At 71.8% G+C, this 17,617-nt stretch carries 15 protein-coding genes and 1 pseudogene; 7 read left to right on the forward strand and 9 right to left on the reverse strand.

All coding sequences use genetic code 11. The features are described 5' to 3' along the window. Positions 1-164 precede the first annotated feature (164 nt). The 8 genes from EV384_RS03860 to rpmH all read right to left on the reverse strand — a co-directional run bounded on the left by EV384_RS03860 (position 165) and on the right by rpmH (position 6,701). A complete protein-coding gene (locus tag EV384_RS03860; protein WP_130330188.1) occupies positions 165-1,178 on the reverse strand; it encodes a ParB/RepB/Spo0J family partition protein in 1,014 nt (337 codons plus the stop codon). Positions 1,179-1,205: 27 nt separating this feature from the next. Beyond that, positions 1,206-2,351, reverse strand: coding sequence for a ParA family protein (locus tag EV384_RS37005; protein ID WP_423202883.1), 1,146 nt, complete (start codon positions 2,349-2,351; stop codon positions 1,206-1,208). Between the two features lie 530 nt (positions 2,352-2,881). Beyond that, positions 2,882-3,658: a 16S rRNA (guanine(527)-N(7))-methyltransferase RsmG gene (gene rsmG / locus EV384_RS34660; protein WP_207232552.1), complete on the reverse strand. Its 777-nt coding sequence runs from the start codon at positions 3,656-3,658 to the stop codon at positions 2,882-2,884. 394 nt (positions 3,659-4,052) lie between these two features. Beyond that, positions 4,053-4,637: a Jag family protein gene (locus EV384_RS03875; protein ID WP_130330192.1), complete on the reverse strand. Its 585-nt coding sequence runs from the start codon at positions 4,635-4,637 to the stop codon at positions 4,053-4,055. 213 nt (positions 4,638-4,850) lie between these two features. Continuing rightward, positions 4,851-5,828 carry a membrane protein insertase YidC gene (gene yidC / locus EV384_RS03880; protein WP_130330194.1) on the reverse strand — a complete coding sequence of 326 codons (978 nt, stop codon included), beginning with the start codon at positions 5,826-5,828 and terminating at the stop codon, positions 4,851-4,853. Positions 5,829-5,831: 3 nt separating this feature from the next. Next, on the reverse strand, positions 5,832-6,089 hold the full coding sequence (gene yidD / locus EV384_RS03885) for a membrane protein insertion efficiency factor YidD (RefSeq protein WP_130330196.1): 258 nt from the start codon (positions 6,087-6,089) through the stop codon (positions 5,832-5,834). 26 nt (positions 6,090-6,115) lie between these two features. Next, positions 6,116-6,529: a ribonuclease P protein component gene (gene rnpA, locus EV384_RS03890; protein ID WP_130330198.1), complete on the reverse strand. Its 414-nt coding sequence runs from the start codon at positions 6,527-6,529 to the stop codon at positions 6,116-6,118. A gap of 34 nt (positions 6,530-6,563) precedes the next feature. Further along, positions 6,564-6,701, reverse strand: coding sequence for a 50S ribosomal protein L34 (gene rpmH / locus EV384_RS03895; protein WP_130330200.1), 138 nt, complete (start codon positions 6,699-6,701; stop codon positions 6,564-6,566). Positions 6,702-7,339: 638 nt separating this feature from the next. On the opposite strand from rpmH, the gene dnaA reads away from it, so the two are divergent. The 6 genes and pseudogenes from dnaA (at position 7,340) to EV384_RS03925 (ending at position 14,420) form a co-directional block, all read left to right on the forward strand. After that, complete coding sequence (gene dnaA, locus EV384_RS03900) at positions 7,340-9,196, forward strand: chromosomal replication initiator protein DnaA (protein ID WP_130330202.1); 1,857 nt, start codon at positions 7,340-7,342, stop codon at positions 9,194-9,196. Between the two features lie 785 nt (positions 9,197-9,981). Next, positions 9,982-11,115 (forward strand): DNA polymerase III subunit beta, encoded by a 1,134-nt coding sequence (gene dnaN, locus EV384_RS03905; RefSeq protein WP_130330204.1) that lies wholly within the window; start codon positions 9,982-9,984, stop codon positions 11,113-11,115. 41 nt (positions 11,116-11,156) lie between these two features. Next, entirely contained in the window at positions 11,157-12,029 is an 873-nt protein-coding gene (gene gnd / locus EV384_RS03910) for a phosphogluconate dehydrogenase (NAD(+)-dependent, decarboxylating) (RefSeq protein ID WP_130330206.1), read from the forward strand. 16 nt (positions 12,030-12,045) lie between these two features. Continuing rightward, positions 12,046-13,179 carry a DNA replication/repair protein RecF gene (gene recF, locus EV384_RS03915; RefSeq protein ID WP_130330208.1) on the forward strand — a complete coding sequence of 378 codons (1,134 nt, stop codon included), beginning with the start codon at positions 12,046-12,048 and terminating at the stop codon, positions 13,177-13,179. Between the two features lie 37 nt (positions 13,180-13,216). Continuing rightward, a pseudogene (locus tag EV384_RS03920) lies at positions 13,217-13,675 on the forward strand (DNA replication/repair protein RecF); the annotation flags it as partial. Continuing rightward, complete coding sequence (locus EV384_RS03925; protein WP_242623929.1) at positions 13,665-14,420, forward strand: DciA family protein; 756 nt, start codon at positions 13,665-13,667, stop codon at positions 14,418-14,420. The pseudogene EV384_RS03920 and the gene EV384_RS03925, both read left to right, overlap by 11 nt. Before the next feature lie 71 nt (positions 14,421-14,491). Here the strand turns inward: EV384_RS03925 and EV384_RS03930 are convergent, their stop codons facing one another. Beyond that, positions 14,492-15,046 carry a hypothetical protein gene (locus EV384_RS03930; RefSeq protein WP_130330210.1) on the reverse strand — a complete coding sequence of 185 codons (555 nt, stop codon included), beginning with the start codon at positions 15,044-15,046 and terminating at the stop codon, positions 14,492-14,494. A gap of 524 nt (positions 15,047-15,570) precedes the next feature. Here EV384_RS03930 and gyrB point away from each other — a divergent pair. Continuing rightward, a complete protein-coding gene (gene gyrB, locus EV384_RS03935) occupies positions 15,571-17,517 on the forward strand; it encodes a DNA topoisomerase (ATP-hydrolyzing) subunit B (protein WP_130330212.1) in 1,947 nt (648 codons plus the stop codon). Positions 17,518-17,617 lie beyond the last annotated feature (100 nt).

A 17,617-nucleotide genomic window follows, 5' to 3' on the forward strand; every position in this document is an offset into this window, starting at 1 on the left:
GGTGCGGCCACCGCGAGGGTGATCCCGGAGCCGGGGAGCAGGCCGGTCCCGCTGACCCCGCTGAGAGCTCTGAGGCGGTCGGGCACCGGGCAACGGCCCCGTACGAACGGATCGGCCGCGTGGTCCTGGCGCAGGACCACGCGGCCGAGGCCGGGAAGACGGGCTTACTCCTCGGGCTGCTCTTCCTGCCCGACGCCGATGATGCCCACGATCCGCTCCAGGTCGTCGACCGTGGCGAACTCAATGGTGATCTTTCCCTTGCTCCGGCCGATGTCGACCTTCACCCGGGTGTCGAAGCGGTCGGAAAGCCGGTCGGCCAGGTCGGTCAGTGCCGGGGCGTGCGGCTTGGGTCGGCGCTTCGCGGCCGGGGTCTTCGCCGGCCCGTCGGCCAACGCCAGGGCCACGAGCTCCTCGGTCGCCCGCACCGAGATCCCCTCGGCGACGATCCGCAGCGCGAGCTGTTCCTGGGCCTCGGCGTCGTCCAGGCTGAGCAGCGCCCGGGCGTGGCCGGCGGAGAGCACGCCGGCGGCGACCCGCCGCTGCACCTGCGCCGGGAGGTTCATCAGGCGGATGGTGTTGGAGATCTGCGGCCGGCTCCGGCCGATGCGGCGGGCCAGCTCCTCGTGGGTGGCGCCGAACTCCTCCAGCAGCTGCTGATACGCGGCCGCCTCTTCCAGCGGGTTCAGGTTGGCGCGGTGGATGTTCTCCAGCAGCGCGTCCCGGAGCATCGCGTCGTCCTTGGTGTCCCGGACGATGGCCGGGATGCTCTCCCGGCCAACCGCCTGGGCCGCCCGCCAGCGCCGCTCACCCATGACGAGTTCGTACTTCTCGCCGTCGAGCTGGCGTACGACGATCGGCTGAAGGAACCCGACCTCCTGGATCGAGGTCTTCAGCTCCTCCAGCGCCTCCTCGTCGAAGACCTGACGCGGCTGTTTGGGGTTCGGCACGATCGCGTCGACCGGGATCTCGGCGAACCGGGCACCCGGGACCGGGCTGAGCTGTGGCCCGGGCTCCGCCACGGGGGCGATCGTCGCCGAGGGCGTCGGCACGGCAGTTCCCACCGAAGGCGGGGCAACGGCCTCGGAATCACCGGCCGCCGGAACGGCCGGCTCCAGTGGGGCGGTCGGGATCAGCGCCCCGAGCCCTCGGCCCAGACCGCCGCGAGGACGGTTCTTCATGCGACGCCTCCCAGCGACTTCTCCGCACTACGCATTCCGGCTCACCGGCTCCTTGACCCCGCGTTCGGCGATCTCCTGGGCGGCTTCGAAGTAGCTCGTCGCCCCCCGCGAACCGGGATCGTAGGTCATCACGGACTGCCCGTAGCTCGGCGCCTCGGAGACCCGCACGTTCCGCGGGATCACGGCCTGGAGCACCTTGTCGCCGAAGTGGTTCCGGACGTCCTGCTCCACCGCGTCGGCCAGCCGGGTACGGCGGTCGTACATGGTGAGCAGGATGGTGGAGACCTCGAGCTTCGGGTTGAGGTGCTGGCGAACCAGGTTGATGTTGTTGATCAGCTGGTTGAGGCCCTCCAGGGCGTAGTACTCGCACTGGATCGGGATCAGCACCTCCTGCGCGGCCACCAGCGCGTTGACGGTCAGCAGACCGAGCGAGGGCGGGCAGTCGATGAAGACGTAGTCGAAGTGGCCGGGGTAGGCGGCGATGGCCCGGGCCAGCCGGGACTCCCGGGCGACGACGGAGACCAGCTCGATCTCGGCGCCGGCCAGGTCGATGGTGGCCGGTACGCACCACAGGTTCGGGATGCCCTCGACGGCCTGGGCGACCTCCTCCAGCGGCACGCCGTCGATCAGGCAGTCGTAGACGTCGGGGATGCCGGTGTGGTGCGGGACGTTGAGTCCGGTGGAGGCGTTGCCCTGCGGGTCCAGGTCGACCACGAGCACCCGGTTGCCGTGCAGGGCCAGCGCCACCGCCAGGTTCACCGTGGTCGTGGTCTTACCCACGCCGCCCTTCTGGTTCGCGACGCCCATGACCCGGGTCCGGTCCGGCCGAGGCATGGTCACCTCGCCACTGGGATTCAGGATCTGCACGGCGCGCATAGCCTCCATAGCCAACGGTGGGTCATCCTCTTCGCGCGTCGGGGTTTCACGTGAAACGTACGTGCTCGGGGCGGCCTCGGCTCCATAGCCGGCGGCCGGCGGCGGGTCGGACGGGACCACCGTCGCGGCACCCGCATCCGGCGCCGCGTGCGGCGTCGGCTGCTGGGGCACCGGCGCCGCGGGTACGGCGGCAGACGGCTCGAAGCGGGCGGAGGCACCGGCGTTCCGCGGAGCCGGGACCGACCGCGAGCCGGGTGCGTTGACCGGACCGCCCGTCGGCTCGGGCGCTTCCCGCATGGGCGGCAGGTTCGCCGGTACCCCCGAGGTCGGCTGCGGCCCGGCCGCCACAGGCGGCAGGTTGGCCGGTACTCCGGAGGTCGGGTGGAGACCACCGACGGACGGAGCGTCCCGGCGCACCACCGGATCAATCTCCGGCGGACGGGGCGACGGGTCGCGGAACTCCACACCCGCGGGCCAGCCCTGATCGCCGGTTTCACGTGAAACGGGATCGGCGGCAGAGGGTCGTCCCTCTGGCCCGGTCACCCGTGGATCGTCGTACCTGCCGTCGTCATGCACCTGTCATCCCTGCCCGCTCCGGATGGTCGGTCCGCACCCCGTCAATCGGCCCTACCCGCGCTCACAGTGAGCGGCGTAGGGCCCGGCGGGAACGGTCGGGGTCCGGTGCCATCCGGCACCGCCGTTCCACACTATCGACGCGCGGCCAGCCTACGGTGGACGGGCGCAGCGGGTCCACGTCGGGTTCTGGTCGGTCAGCTACCTGGCACCGTTTCCAACGACGGAATGGTCGGCCGGGAGCCGTTGCAAAATCAGCGATCCCGGCCGCCGCGGCCACCCCGACGACCGCCCCGCGACCGCTTCGCGGCGGCCTTCTTGCGGACCGGACCGACGACCCGCTCCCGGACCACCTCAATCACCGTCGCGGGTGGCTCGATCACGCCCACGCCGCAGCGGTGCACCTCCGGCTGCCCACCACCGAGCCGGGTCACCGCCTCGGCGTGCTCGGCGACCTCGTCGGCCGCGGTGGCACCCTTCAGTGCGACCAGCCGGCCGCCGGGGACGACCAGCGGCAGGCACCAGGCGGCGAGCCGGTCCAGCGGGGCCACCGCGCGGGCGGTGACGATGTCACCGCTGAGCGGCGCGATGTCGCGCGAGCCGGCGGCCGCCTCGTCCGCCCGTCCCCGGAAGACCCGCACCATCCTGGTCAGGCCCAGGTGCTGCACCGCTTCGATGAGGAAGGAGGTGCGCCGGGCGAGCGGCTCGATCAGGGTGACGGTCAGGTCGGGCCGGGCGATCGCCAGCACCAGGCCGGGCAGTCCGGCGCCGGAGCCGACGTCGAGCACGGTCGCGCCCTCGGGGATCCGCTCGGCCATCGCGGCGCAGTTGAGCAGATGCCGCTCCCAGATCCGGGGCGCCTCCCGGGGGCCGATCAGGCCGCGGACCACGCCGTCCGTCGCCAGCAGCTCGGCGTACGCGGCGGCGAGGTCGAGCCGATCGCCGAAGAGGGTACGGGCTGCCTCCGCCAGCTCGGGCGGAAGCGTCACCTCGGCGGGCGACGAGCGCTCGTCGGAACCCTCGGACTCCACAGCGGCAGAATCATCCGTCGCATCCGCGAGGGCGGCCGCCGGATCGACAGCGCCGGCCGGAACGTCGACGAAGGCCGGCTCGACCGGAACGTCGACGAAGGCGGGATCGGCTGGGTCGGTCGGCGTACCGGAGAAGGCCGGCTCGGCCGAGCCCGCCGGCGCGGCCGGGGCCGGCTCATCCGCGGTACCGGACGGCGTACCCGAGAAGGGCGCGTCGGCCGGCACGGCCGGCACGCCCGGGGGCGGAGTCGCGGGCTCGGGCGTGGCGTCGGAGAAGAGCGGGGCGGGCTCGCCCGGTTCGGCGGCGAGTTCGGGCCGGACAGGCGACGGCCCGGACGGCGTACCGCCCGGGCCGGACACGGCACCCGCCGTTGTCTCGTCGTGGGTCACCCGGTCAGTCCGCCGGCCGGACGATGATGCGCCGGTTCGGCTCGACGCCCTCGGACTCGCTCTCCACGCCGCTCATCGCGTTCACCACGTCGTGCACGCACTTGCGCTCGAACGCGGACATCGGCTCGAGGCGCACCGGCTCGCCGTACTCCTTGACCTTCTCGACGGCGTTCTTGGCGACGGCGGCGAGCTCCTTGCGCCGGTTGGCCCGGTAGCCACCGACGTCGAGCAGCAGCCGGCTCGGCGTGCCGGTCTGCCGGAACACCGCCAGCCGGGCCAGCTCCTGGAGCGCCTCCAGGGTGGCGCCGCGCTGGCCGACCAGGTTCTGCAGGCTGGCACCGACCACCTCGACGACCGGACGGCCGCCGGAGACCAGCTCGTCGATGTCGCCGTCGTAGTCGAGGATGTCGAGCAGGCCCTCGACGTAGTCCGCCGCGATCTCGCTCTGCCGGAACAGCTCGCTCTCGGCCGGCGCCTTCTTCTCCCGGGCCGCCTCGGCCTCGATCTCCTCGACGTCGTCGGCAACGGCGGCCGGCGCGGTCTCCTCGTCCAGGGACTGCTCGGCGCTGGGGATGCTGGTGTCGGTCACGGTCTCATCTCCGTACTCGCTCGGCCGGACCGTCGGGTCCGCTGGTCTCCCGGGGCCGGCGGGAGGTCTCGCCGGTGCCCACGGGCACGTCTGTACGGGCAGTTTCGCCCGGGACCGCGCTGCGCGCGGCGGTTCCGGCCCGGCGCCGACCGAACGGTGGCTGCACGGGGCCGGAAGGGGCCGCCGCCGGGGTCCCGACGGCGGCCCGGAGGCTCAGCCCTGCCGCTTGGCCGGGCGGGTCTTCTTCGGGTTGACCGGCTTGGCACCGGGCTTCGGGCCGGCCACCTTGGGGGTGGTGACCTGCGGCTTCGCCGGCGCCGGGGCGGCCTTGCGGCCGAGCAGGCCGCCGGTCTTCACCGGCTGCGCGCCGGTGCGGCCCGCGGCGCCGGGCTTGGGGGTCACCAGCGGCGGGAACTTGCGGAGCACCCACTGCTGCTGCCCGAGGGTGAAGAGGTTGTTGGTGACCCAGTAGATGATCACACCGATCGGGAAGATCGAGCCGGACACCAGCAGCGACACCGGGATGCCGTAGAGCATCAGCCGCTGCACCATCCGCTGCTGCGGGTCCTCCGCCCAACCGGTCTTGAGGATCATCTGACGGCTGGTCAGGTAGGTGGTGGCGATCATGATCAGGACCAGGATCCCGGCGATCAGCTTGACCGTGCCGCCGTTGGCGCCGAGGCGGGCCAGCTCGTCGGCCGTCGAGCCGAACTTGCCGGCGATCGGGGCAGTGAAGAGCTTGGCGTTGGACGCGCTGTCGAACTGCTCGACGGTCCAGCCGTACAGGGTCTTGCTCTGCTTGGCCGGGTCGAGCCGGCGCAGCACGTGGAAGAGGCCCAGGAAGACCGGGATCTGGAGGAACATCGGAAGGCAGCCCATCAGCGGGTTGGCCTTTTCCTTCCGGTAGAGCTCCATCATCTCCTTCTGGAGCGTCTCCCGGTCACCCTTGTGCTTCTCCTGGAGCTCCTTGACCTTCGGCTGGAGCGCCTGCATCGCCCGCTGCGACTTGATCTGCTTGACGAAGACCGGGAAGAGGATCACCCGGACCGTCACCACCAGGAAGATGATGGCAAGGATCCAGGACCAGTTCGTACCGATCACCGCGTCGATCGGCACCCCGATGGCGTCCCAGGCCGAGTGCCAGGTCAGCAGGATCCACGAGATCGCGTAGTAGATCCAGTCGAGACTCAATTCTCAGGCTCCAGTCACATCGGCACGGCGGTGACCGCCCGGCTCCGGCACCGGGTCATGACCACCTGGGTGAAAGGGGTGGCAGCGCGACAGCCGCCGGACCGTCAGCCAGGCTCCCCGGAACGCACCGTGCCGGGACACCGCCTCCACGGCGTAGGCACTGCACGACGGGTAGAACCGACAGCGGGCCGGCAGCGCCGGGCTTATCCAACGACGGTACGCGACGATGGGCGCCAGCAGCACTCGGGCACCGGTTGTCATCGGCCGCGGGGCGCCGTTTCCGCCGCTCACCGGGGCCGCCGACCCCGGGGGACCCGCGCGGCGGCGACGGCGGCGTCCAGGTCGGCCGCGAGCCGGGCGTACGACGCCTCGGCGGCCGCGGGCAGTGCCCGTACCACCAGGGTGCTCCCGGCGGGGAGCTGGTCGAGCCGCTCGCGGACCAGGTGCCGGAGCCGCCGTCGGACCTTGTTCCGGACCACGGCGTTGCCGACGGCCTTGGACACGACGAAGCCGGCGCGGCTCGGTGCGGAGGTCTCCGCACCGGTCTTCCGCGCCGGCTCCGGCGAGGTTGTCGCGGTGGGTCCGGTGGTCGGGGGGAGGGTCAGGTGCACCACGACGGCGCCGCGGCCGACGCGTCGGCCACCCCGGACCGCTGCGGCGAAGTCGCTACTGCGCCGCAGTCGCTGTGCGGCCGTCAGCACGACTGCCCACGTCCCCGGACCGGACCGATCGGCCTCAGGCCGACAGGGTGGTGCGGCCCTTGGCGCGACGGGTGGCGATGATGGCGCGGCCGGCACGGGTGCGCATGCGCAGCCGGAAGCCGTGGGTCTTCGCGCGCCGGCGGTTGTTCGGCTGGTAGGTGCGCTTGCTCACGTCAGGCTCTCCGTTTTCGTACGCCCCACGCGGGGGATCGCCCGGGGTCGTGTGGTGGTCCAGGCCACCTCGGCGGTGGCCTCCGATCGGTGCTGCCCGGCGACGCGGAACCTCGGCGATGCGGGGAAGCGACCGCGGACAGCAAGCACCCATCACCCTAGCAGAGGGCGAGAGAGCAGCCGCTCCAGCCTACGCAGGGGGGCAATGACCGTCAAACATCACACCCGCGCCCGCCAGCGCGCCCGGAGCACGACCGAAGGGGCGGTTTTCACTGATGTTGACAAGGGTGCCACCACCTCGACGGTTGATGCCGCAGGGTCCGCGCTGTTAGCGTGCCCGATTGCGGTCAGCGTCGGGGGGTCCGGGTTGTCGCTGACAGGCAAGACCGGACAAGGCAGTGAATCGTTCGGCACGGTGAACCCGCTTCAGCACCCCTCGTGGATCAGGGGGCAGGTCCGACCCGCGTCCGGTGGGCGGCCACAATCGTCGGTGCACAGGCTGTGGATAACCTGTGGATGACGACCGGTCAGCCGTCCGGGTGGGTGTGACGCACACCCGCACGAACGCGGTGGCGGGCCCGGAACGGTCGCTGGACAGCAGCGGCGGCCGGGAGCAGAGGCGAGGGGGGTGGCACGACGGTGACCGGAGCGACCGACCTCGCCGCGGTGTGGACTGCGACGACCGACGAACTCGCCGACGAGATCATCTCCGCGCAGCAACGGGCGTACCTGCGCCTCACCCGGCTGCGGGCGATAGTCGAGGACACCGCCCTGCTCTCCGTGCCGGACGCCTTCACCCGGGACGTGATCGAGTCGCGGCTCCGCCCGGCCATCACCGAGGCGCTCAGCCGGCGGCTCGGCCGGTCCATCCAGGTCGCCGTCACCGTGCGCGTCGCCGAGGACCCCGCCGCCCGGCCCGCGGGCACCGTCTACCGGGCCAGCCCCGAACCGGCCGACCTCGAGCCACCCCAGGATCTGCTCGCCGGCTTCGACCAGACCGGCCCCGCCCCGGACGGCACCGCCTTCCCCGGGCTCGGCTACCCGTCGCGGCCCGACGAAACCGGCTACCCCTCCCGGGGCGACGAAGCCGGTTACCGGGAGGAGCGCCCCGAGCCGCCGGCCGAGGAGCCGGCGCCCCGGCAGCGCACCGCCGACAGCGGCCGGCCGCAGCTCATCCCGGCCAGCCGGGACGGTCAGGACACCCTGTTCGGCGCGGCCTTCGCCGAGCCGCTGTCCGCCGCCCGGCCCGCCGAGCGCCGGGGCTTCGACGAACGAGCCGCCCGGGTCGAGCCGCCGGCCGCCGACACCCGCGGGTACGAGCCCCGGTACCGGGAGAGCGCCGCCGCCGACCCGCAGCCGCTGCGCGGCCTGCCCCGGGACAGCGGTACCGACAGCGGACCGGGTCGCGGTGGCATGGATCGCCGGCCGGGCGGCCGGGACGACCGCCGCCCCGGCGGCGCGGAGAGCGGCAACCGGCTCAACCCGAAGTACATGTTCGAGACGTTCGTCATCGGCTCCTCGAACCGCTTCGCGCACGCGGCGAGCGTCGCGGTGGCCGAGTCGCCGGCGAAGGCGTACAACCCGCTCTTCATCTACGGCAGCTCCGGGCTGGGCAAGACCCACCTGCTGCACGCCATCGGCCACTACGCGACGACGCTGGGCAACGCCCGCTCGGTGCGGTACGTCTCGACCGAGGAGTTCACCAACGACTTCATCAACTCGCTCCGCGACGACAAGACCCAGGCATTCCAGCGCCGCTACCGGGACGTCGACATCCTGCTGATCGACGACATCCAGTTCCTGGAGAACCGCGAGCGCACCCAGGAGGAGTTCTTCCACACCTTCAACACCCTGCACAACGCCAACAAGCAGATCGTGATCACCTCCGACCGGTCGCCGCGGCAGCTCGCCACGCTGGAGGACCGGATGCGGACCCGGTTCGAGTGGGGCCTGCTGGCCGACATCCAGCCGCCGGACCTGGAGACCCGGATCGCGATCCTGCAGAAGAAGGCGGCGCAGGAGCGGATGTACGCCCCGCCGGACGTGCTGGAGTTCATCGCCTCCCGGGTGTCGAACTCGATCCGGGAACTGGAGGGGGCGTTGATCCGGGTCACCGCGTTCGCCAGCCTCACCCGGTCGACCGTCGAGCTGTCGCTGGCCGAGGAGGTGCTGCGGGACTTCATGCCCGACGGCGCCGGGCCGGAGATCAACGCCGACCAGATCATGGTCTCCACCGCGGACTACTTCGGGGTGAGCCTGGAGGATCTGCGCGGCCAGTCCCGCTCCCGGGTGCTGGTCAACGCCCGGCAGGTGGCCATGTACCTGTGTCGGGAGTTGACCGAGTTGTCGCTGCCCCGGATCGGGCAGGCCTTCGGCGGCCGGGACCACACCACCGTGATGCACGCCGACCGGAAGATCCGCCAGCAGATGGCGGAGCGGCGCTCGCTCTACAACCAGATCGCCGAGCTGACCAACCGGATCAAGCAGAACACCTGAGTCGTACGCCAGCACCGGCGTCCGCCGGTGCTGGCGCCAGGAACGCCCGGTCGAGCCTCGGCCGGGCGTTCTCCGCGTCTGTGGACGCCCCGGGGTTGACCCTGCACCGGCTTCAGGGCCCAGGATGGCTGTCATGTTCGTCCACAGGACCGCCCGGTTGTCCACATCCCCTGTTCCACAGACGGTGGATAACCACGCTCCGTCCATGGGCGGTTACCCACAGACTGTGGACAACTCCTGGGGACGAGGCTGTGGACGCCTGGGGACGACGGTCGAGTTGTCCACCGACGACGGTCGACCTGTGGGCGGCCTGTTGAAGGTTCTGGGGACGACGTCGATCAACGCCGTCCAGCCTGTCCACAACGTTGGGGAGAAACCCGGTGGATTACCGGTGGACAACCGGTGGACAACCGTGGACAACCTGGGGGTCGACTGCGCCTGTGGATCCGGACACGGGTTTTGCCCCCGGTTCTCCACAGCCAAACCACCGGTGGATAACCTGTCTGGCCTGCGCAGACGTCGGTTCTCCACAGTTTGCACAGGTGCGATGAAGACGATGAGTTATCTCTTCTAAACAACAAAAACCAATCATCACCGTTGGACTTCCTGTGGATCGGGCCGGAGCGCTGCCGCCGGCAGTCGCCCGGGCACCTGGATCCATGGGGTCGGGCGCACAGCCGATGCCCATGCGCCCTAAGGTGCGATGGGTACCCGCACGGTCGGGCGGGACGGTGGGCAGCGGTCGGCATGAGAGAGTTGTCGCTGACGTCGACGCGGAGGCATTGATGAAGTTCCGAGTGGAGCGCGACGCGCTCGCCGAGGCGGTCGCGTGGACCGCCAAGAGCCTGCCCAACCGACCTTCCGTACCGGTGCTGGCCGGGGTGATGCTCCGGGTCACCGACGGCAACCTCCAGGTTTCCGGCTTCGACTACGAGGTCTCCAGCCAGGTCACCGTCGAGGTGCAGGGGGACGCCGACGGTGCCGCCCTCGTCTCCGGCCGCCTTCTCGCCGAGATCACCAAGGCCCTGCCCGCCAAGCCGGTGGACATCGCCGCGGTCGGCGCCCACCTGGAGCTGGTCTGCGGCAGCGCCCGCTTCACCCTGCCGACCATGCCGGTGGAGGACTACCCGGCCCTGCCGGAGATGCCGGAGAGCGCCGGCACGGTCGACGCCGCCGCGTTCGCGGCGGCCGTCGCCCAGGTCGCCGTCGCCGCCGGCCGCGACGAGACGCTGCCGATGATGACCGGCGTACGCCTCGAGCTCTCCGGCGGCACGCTCGCCATGCTCGCCACCGACCGCTACCGCCTCGCGCTGCGCGAGATGGAGTGGAACCCGGACGACCCCGAGGTGAGCATCAACGCCCTGGTGCCGGCCCGGACCCTGAACGACACGGCGAAGGCGCTCGGCCCGCTCGGCGGCCAGGTCAACATGGCGCTCTCCCAGGGCGGCGCCGGCGAGGGCATGATCGGCTTCTCCGGCGGCACCCGCCGGACCACCAGCCGGCTGCTCGACGGCGCCAACTACCCGCCGGTGCGCTCGCTCTTCCCGGCCAGTCACAACGCCGAGGCGCGGGTTCCGGTGAGCACCCTGATCGAGGTGGTCAAGCGGGTCGCCCTGGTCGCCGAGCGGGCCACGCCGGTGCTGCTCAGCTTCAGCGCCGACGGGCTGGTCGTCGAGGCCGGTGGCACCGAGGAGGCCCGGGCCAGCGAGGCGATGGAGGCCATCTTCACCGGTGACCCGCTGGCCATCGGCTTCAATCCGCAGTACCTGATCGACGGCCTGGCCAACCTGGGTGCCCAGTACGCCCTGCTCTCGTTCGTCGACGCCTTCAAGCCGGCGGTGATTTCCCCCGCCGGCGAGGATGGGGAGGTCATCCCGGGGTACCGGTACCTCATCATGCCGATCCGCGTGTCCCGCTGATCGCGCCCCAGCAGACCCCAGACGCACGGAGGTAGGAGCAGATGCAGCTCGGCCTGGTAGGACTCGGCCGGATGGGCGGCAACATGCGCGAGCGGTTGCGCGCCGCCGGTCACGAGGTGGTCGGCTTCGACCGCAACGCGGAGCTGAGCGACGTCGCGAGCCTGGCGGAGCTGGCCGAGAAGCTGGAGTCGCCGCGCGCGGTCTGGGTGATGGTTCCGGCCGGCGTCACCGACGCCACCATCGACGAGCTGGCCGGCGTGCTCGGCGCGGACGACATCATCATCGACGGCGGCAACTCGCGCTTCAGCGACGACGGCCCGCGCGCGGAGCGGCTCAACGAGCGGGGCATCGGCTACCTCGACGTCGGCGTCTCCGGCGGCGTCTGGGGCCGGCAGAACGGGTACGCCCTGATGGTCGGCGGCGCCCAGGAGCACGTCGAGCGGCTGATGCCGATCTTCGAGTCGCTCAAGCCGGAGGGCGAGTTCGGGTTCGTGCACGCCGGGCCGGTCGGCGCCGGGCACTACGCCAAGATGGTGCACAACGGCATCGAGTACGGCCTGATGCACGCCTACGCCGAGGGCTACGAGCTGCTCGCCGCCTCGGAGCTGGTGACCAACGTGCCGGGCGTCTTCAAGTCCTGGCGCGAGGGCACGGTGGTCCGGTCCTGGCTGCTCGACCTGCTCGACCGCGCGCTGGACGAGGACCCGGAGCTGGCCGAGCTGAGCGGCTACACCGAGGACACCGGCGAGGGCCGGTGGACCGTCGACGAGGCGGTCCGGCTCGCCGTGCCGCTGAACGTCATCACCGCCTCGCTCTTCGCCCGGTTCGCCTCCCGGCAGGAAGACTCGCCCGCGATGAAGGCCGTCGCCGCGCTGCGCCAGCAGTTCGGCGGCCACGCCGTCCGCAAGCGCTGACCGGTATCCACAGCCTGTGTACGTCCGCCGGCTCGAACTGGTCGACTTCCGCTCCTACGAGCGGGTCGGCGTCGACCTGGAGCCGGGCCCGAACGTGCTGATCGGCGCGAACGGCGTCGGCAAGACCAACCTGGTCGAGGCGTTGGGCTACGTGGCGACCCTGGATTCGCACCGGGTCGCCACGGACGCCCCGCTGGTCCGGATGGGCGCCTCCTCGGCGGTGATCCGCTGCGCGGTGGTGCACGACGGGCGGGAACTCCTGATCGAGCTGGAGATCGTCCCCGGCAAGGCCAACCGGGCCCGGCTCGGCCGCTCGCCGGCCCGCCGCGCCCGGGACGTGCTCGGCGCGCTGCGGCTGGTGCTCTTCGCCCCGGAGGACCTGGAACTCGTCCGGGGCGACCCGGCCGAGCGCCGCCGCTACCTGGACGACCTGCTGGTCACCCGGCAGCCCCGGTACGCCGGGGTACGCGCCGACTACGAGCGGGTGGTCAAGCAGCGCAACGCCCTGCTCCGGACGGCGTACCTGGCCCGCAAGACGGGCGGCTCGCGGGGCGGAGACCTCTCCACCCTCGCGGTGTGGGACACCCACCTGGCGCAGCACGGCGCGGAGCTGCTCGCCGGTCGGCTGGAGCTGGTCGCCGCGCTCGCGCCGCACGTGACCAAGGCGTACGACGCGGTGGCGGCGGGCAAGGGGGCGGCCGGGATCGCGTACCGGCCGTCGCTGGAGCTGCCCGACCCGACCGTGGACCGGGCCGCGCTGGCCGAGGCGCTGACCGCCGCGCTCGTCGAGTCGCGCTCGGCGGAGATCGAACGGGGCACGACGCTGGTCGGGCCGCACCGGGACGACCTGGCGCTCACCCTGGGGCCGCTGCCCGCGAAGGGGTACGCCAGCCACGGCGAGTCCTGGTCGTACGCGCTGGCCCTGCGGCTGGCCGGGTACGACCTGTTGCGCGCGGACGGCATCGAGCCGGTGCTGGTGCTCGACGACGTCTTCGCCGAGTTGGACACCGGCCGCCGGGAGCGGCTGGCCGAGCTGGTCGGCGGGGCGAGCCAGCTCCTGGTGACCTGCGCGGTGGACGACGACGTGCCGGCGGCCCTGCGCGGCACCCGGTACGAGGTGGGCGAAGGGACGGTACGCCGTGTCGGATGAGCCGCAGCTCCCACCGGCCCGGCTGGGACCGGCGGGCGGTGGTCGTGGGATCGCGTACCGGCCGTCGCTGGAGCTGCCCGACCCGACCGTGGACCGGGCCGCGCTGGCCGAGGCGCTGACCGCCGCGCTCGTCGAGTCGCGCTCGGCGGAGATCGAACGGGGCACGACGCTGGTCGGGCCGCACCGGGACGACCTGGCGCTCACCCTGGGGCCGCTGCCCGCGAAGGGGTACGCCAGCCACGGCGAGTCCTGGTCGTACGCGCTGGCCCTGCGGCTGGCCGGGTACGACCTGTTGCGCGCGGACGGCATCGAGCCGGTGCTGGTGCTCGACGACGTCTTCGCCGAGTTGGACACCGGCCGCCGGGAGCGGCTGGCCGAGCTGGTCGGCGGGGCGAGCCAGCTCCTGGTGACCTGCGCGGTGGACGACGACGTGCCGGCGGCCCTGCGCGGCACCCGGTACGAGGTGGGCGAAGGGACGGTACGCCGTGTCGGATGAGCCGCAGCTCCCACCGGCCCGGCTGGGACCGGCGGGCGGTGGTCGTAACCCCGGAAGCGGAGCGGACGAGCGGGCCGGGCGTGCCGCCGGAGCCGCCGCTGGCGGGCGTGGGCGTGGCGCGCGCCCGGCGGACGGGCGTGCCGACGACGCGGCCGCGGAGCGCGGGGCCGCGTCGGCCCGTGCGGAGGCCTCGTCCGGCGGCGGGCCGGCGTCGACGGGCGCGACCGACGGTGAGGCCGGGCCGGCCGGGCCGGAGCTGGCCCGGGCGGTGCTGGACGCGGCGAAGGCCCGCCGGCAGGCGGCGGCGAGGCCGCGCCGGAGCGCGGTGGACGGCGACGGCGGTGGTGGGGAGCGCCGGCTGCGCGGCTACTCCGGACCCGGGCCGGACCCGCGTGACCCGCAGCCGCTCGGCGCGGTGCTGAACCGGCTGGTGAAGGCGCGCGGCTGGCAGCAGCCGGCGGCCGAGGCGACGGTCTTCGGCGCCTGGGAGCGGGTGGTCGGGCCGGAGGTGGCCCAGCACAGCCGCCCGGTGAAGCTGGAGAACGGTGAGCTGACCGTGGAGGCCCGCTCCACCGCCTGGGCGACCCAGCTGCGGCTGCTCGCCGGCTCGCTGATCAAGCAGATCGCCAGCGAGGTCGGCCACAACGTGGTGCGCAAGCTGCACATCCACGGCCCGGCCGCGCCGTCCTGGTCCCGGGGCCCCCGCCGCGTCCGCGGCCGTGGCCCGCGCGACACCTACGGCTGATCCACTCGACAGTCGGCAGGTCGCGGTATCCCGTCAGTAGGAGACCGCGACCTGCAGCGAACCGCCGACGGTCAGGCGTCGGCGTAGACGGCGAAGCCGCGGTCGGCGCAGCGGCGGTAGAAGGCGGCGAGCACGCTCAGCTCGGCGCAGGTGAAGTTCCACTGCGGCGGGTCGCCGTTCTCGTCGCGGAGCCCGTCCAGCCGGGTGTCGAGCCAGCGCAGCTGCTGCTCGGCGAGGCGACCGTCGGCCATCAGCGAGCGGAGCACCTCGCTGACCGACTCGAAGGTCACCGCCTCGCCGAACGGCCGGTGCTGGGCGACGAACTTCTCCACCCCGCCGGCGATCCACGAGCACCCGTCGGGGTCGATCACCGGGTCCTCGTCCTCGGCGGCGGCGTCAGTGGCGTAGAGCACATTTTCCAGCCCGAGGATCAGGTCGACCAGCTCGGTGTACGCGGTCGCCCGCACCGTGCCGGTCTTGGCGATCAGCTCGGCGAGCGCCGCGGTCGGGGCGGAGATCCGGGGCATGTCCGCGATCTCGCCGAAGTCGACGAACTCGGCCGGCGCGACCGGGTCGTAGAAGCGGCCGGTCCGCGGCCAGTGCACCGCGACATTGTCCAGCCCCATCTGGCGTCACCTCTTACAACACGTTGTCGGACCGATCGGTTCGATCGTCCCGGTTCCGTCCGGGAAAGATCAAGACCGCTGCGGCGGGCGCCGCAAAGGTACGGCACGTCCGGTTCGGCCGCGACCCCTGGGCGGTTACGCCCGAGTATCGATCCGGTGGCCGGTCGCGCCCCCGATAGGGGCCTGGCGTGTAGGGGGAGTCGCAGACAGCACGGTTCGGCCGGCTACGGAGGTCTCAGCCGCCCCGCAGGGGTGCCGAGTGGCGGTTTAGTCGTGTGCGCACAGTAAGATTGACGACGAGACGAAGACCCGACCCGGAGCGACGGACACGGGCCCCCGAGGGCCCTTGATCATTGTCCCGGATCGGGTCGAGCCGATCGCGATCCGCGGGCAACCGCGGCGACCGGCGTACGCGATCCGTGACCTGGAGAACCCGGGGCCGGTCCGTGCGCCGACGTCGCGTCCTGTCCGCCGAACCCGCGCCCCCGCGCCTCGGCGCGGTCGGCGCGAGAAAGTGGCCGAGGGTGGCAACGCAGGACAAGCAGGAGTACGGCGCCGAGTCGATCACCGTCCTGGAGGGGCTGGAGGCGGTCCGTAAGCGGCCCGGCATGTACATCGGGTCGACGGGCGAACGTGGTCTGCACCACCTCGTGTGGGAGGTCGTGGACAACGCCGTGGACGAGGCGATGGCCGGCTACTGCGACACCATCGACGTGGTGCTGCGCGCCGACGGCGGGGTCCGGGTCACCGACAACGGCCGTGGCTTCCCGGTCGACCTCCACCCCAAGCTGAAGAAGCCGGGTGTCGAGGTCGCGCTGACCGTACTGCATGCGGGCGGCAAGTTCGACGGCAAGGCGTACGCGGTCTCCGGCGGTCTGCACGGCGTCGGCGTCTCGGTGGTGAACGCCCTCTCCACGAAGATGGCGGTGGAGATCCACAAGTCCGGCTTCGTCTGGCGGCAGCAGTACGCCAACTCCAAGCCGTCCCCGCTGGAGAAGGGCGAGACGACTGACCGGACCGGCTCGGCGGTCTCCTTCTGGCCCGACGCCGACGTCTTCGAGACCGTCGACTTCGACTTCCAGACCATCTACCGGCGCCTGCAGGAGATGGCCTTCCTCAACCGCGGCATCACCATCCACCTGCTCGACGAGCGGGTCCCGGAGGGCGAGGAAGGCAAGATCCGCGAGGTCACGTTCCGCTACGACGGCGGCATCGCCGACTTCGTCCGGCACCTCAACGCCTCCAAGAACCCGATGCACAAGACGGTCGTCGAGTTCGACGCCGAGGAGGAGGGCATGTCGGTCGAGATCGCCATGCAGTGGAACGAGTCGTACGGCGAGTCGGTCTACACCTTCGCCAACAACATCAACACGCACGAGGGCGGCACCCACGAGGAGGGCTTCCGGGCCGCGCTGACCAGCGTCGTCAACCGCTACGGCGCGGAGAAGAAGCTGCTCAAGAGCGACGAGAAGCTCTCCGGCGAGGACATCCGCGAGGGCCTGGCCGCGATCATCTCGGTCAAGCTCACCAACCCGCAGTTCGAGGGCCAGACCAAGACCAAGCTGGGCAACACCCCGGTGAAGAGCTTCGTGCAGCGGGTCTGCAACGACCGGCTGGTCGACTGGTTCGACCGCAACCCGGCCGAGGCCAAGACCATCATCCAGAAGGCCTCGCAGGCGGCCCGGGCCCGGATCGCCGCGCAGCAGGCGCGGAAGCTGGCCCGGCGCAAGTCGCTGCTGGAGTCCGGCTCGATGCCGGGCAAGCTGGCCGACTGCCAGTCCACCGACCCGCGCGAGTCCGAGGTCTTCATCGTCGAGGGTGACTCCGCCGGCGGCTCGGCCAAGCAGGGGCGCGACCCGCGCACCCAGGCGATCCTGCCGATCCGCGGCAAGATCCTCAACGTGGAGAAGGCCCGGATCGACCGGGTGCTGAAGAACAACGAGGTCCAGGCGCTGATCACCGCGCTGGGCACCGGCATCCACGACGACTTCGACATGGAGAAGCTGCGGTACCACAAGGTGGTGCTGATGGCCGACGCCGACGTCGACGGCCAGCACATCCAGACGCTGCTGCTCACCCTGCTGTTCCGCTTCATGCGGCCGCTGGTCGAGCTGGGCCACGTCTACCTGGCCGCCCCGCCGCTCTACAAGATCAAGTGGAACAAGAAGGGCGACGACGCCCAGTACGCGTACTCGGACCGGGAGCGGGACGGGCTGATCGCGCTGCGCCAGCAGAAGAAGCCCAACGCCCGGCCGGATGACATCCAGCGGTTCAAGGGTCTCGGCGAGATGAACTACCCCGAGCTGTGGGAAACCACGATGAACCCGGCCACCCGTACGCTGCGTCAGGTGACGCTCGACGACGCCGCAACCGCCGACGAGCTGTTCAGCGTGCTGATGGGTGAGGACGTCGAGGCGCGCCGCTCGTTCATCCAGCGCAACGCCAAGGACGTGCGGTTCCTCGACATCTGACGGACCGCGCCGGGCTGGCCGGAGATCCACCGGCCGGCCCGGCGGTCCACAGGGTTATCCACAACTTGGCCGGTTTCCACAGCCGTTATCCACAGCACGA

The sequence above is a fragment of the Micromonospora kangleipakensis genome (assembly GCF_004217615.1).
Lineage (GTDB): Bacteria > Actinomycetota > Actinomycetes > Mycobacteriales > Micromonosporaceae > Micromonospora > Micromonospora kangleipakensis.

Excerpts from the sequence above, each read along its gene's own strand:
- EV384_RS03860 (WP_130330188.1), bottom strand. The coding sequence starts at position 1,178 with ATGAAGAACCGTCCTCGCGGCGGTCTGGGCCGAGGGCTCGGGGCGCTG.
- EV384_RS37005 (WP_423202883.1), bottom strand. The coding sequence starts at position 2,351 with ATGCGGGAAGCGCCCGAGCCGACGGGCGGTCCGGTCAACGCACCCGGC.
- yidD (WP_130330196.1), bottom strand. The coding sequence starts at position 6,089 with ATGACAACCGGTGCCCGAGTGCTGCTGGCGCCCATCGTCGCGTACCGT.
- dnaN (WP_130330204.1), top strand. The coding sequence starts at position 9,982 with ATGAAGTTCCGAGTGGAGCGCGACGCGCTCGCCGAGGCGGTCGCGTGG.
- gnd (WP_130330206.1), top strand. The coding sequence starts at position 11,157 with ATGCAGCTCGGCCTGGTAGGACTCGGCCGGATGGGCGGCAACATGCGC.
- EV384_RS03930 (WP_130330210.1), bottom strand. The coding sequence starts at position 15,046 with ATGGGGCTGGACAATGTCGCGGTGCACTGGCCGCGGACCGGCCGCTTC.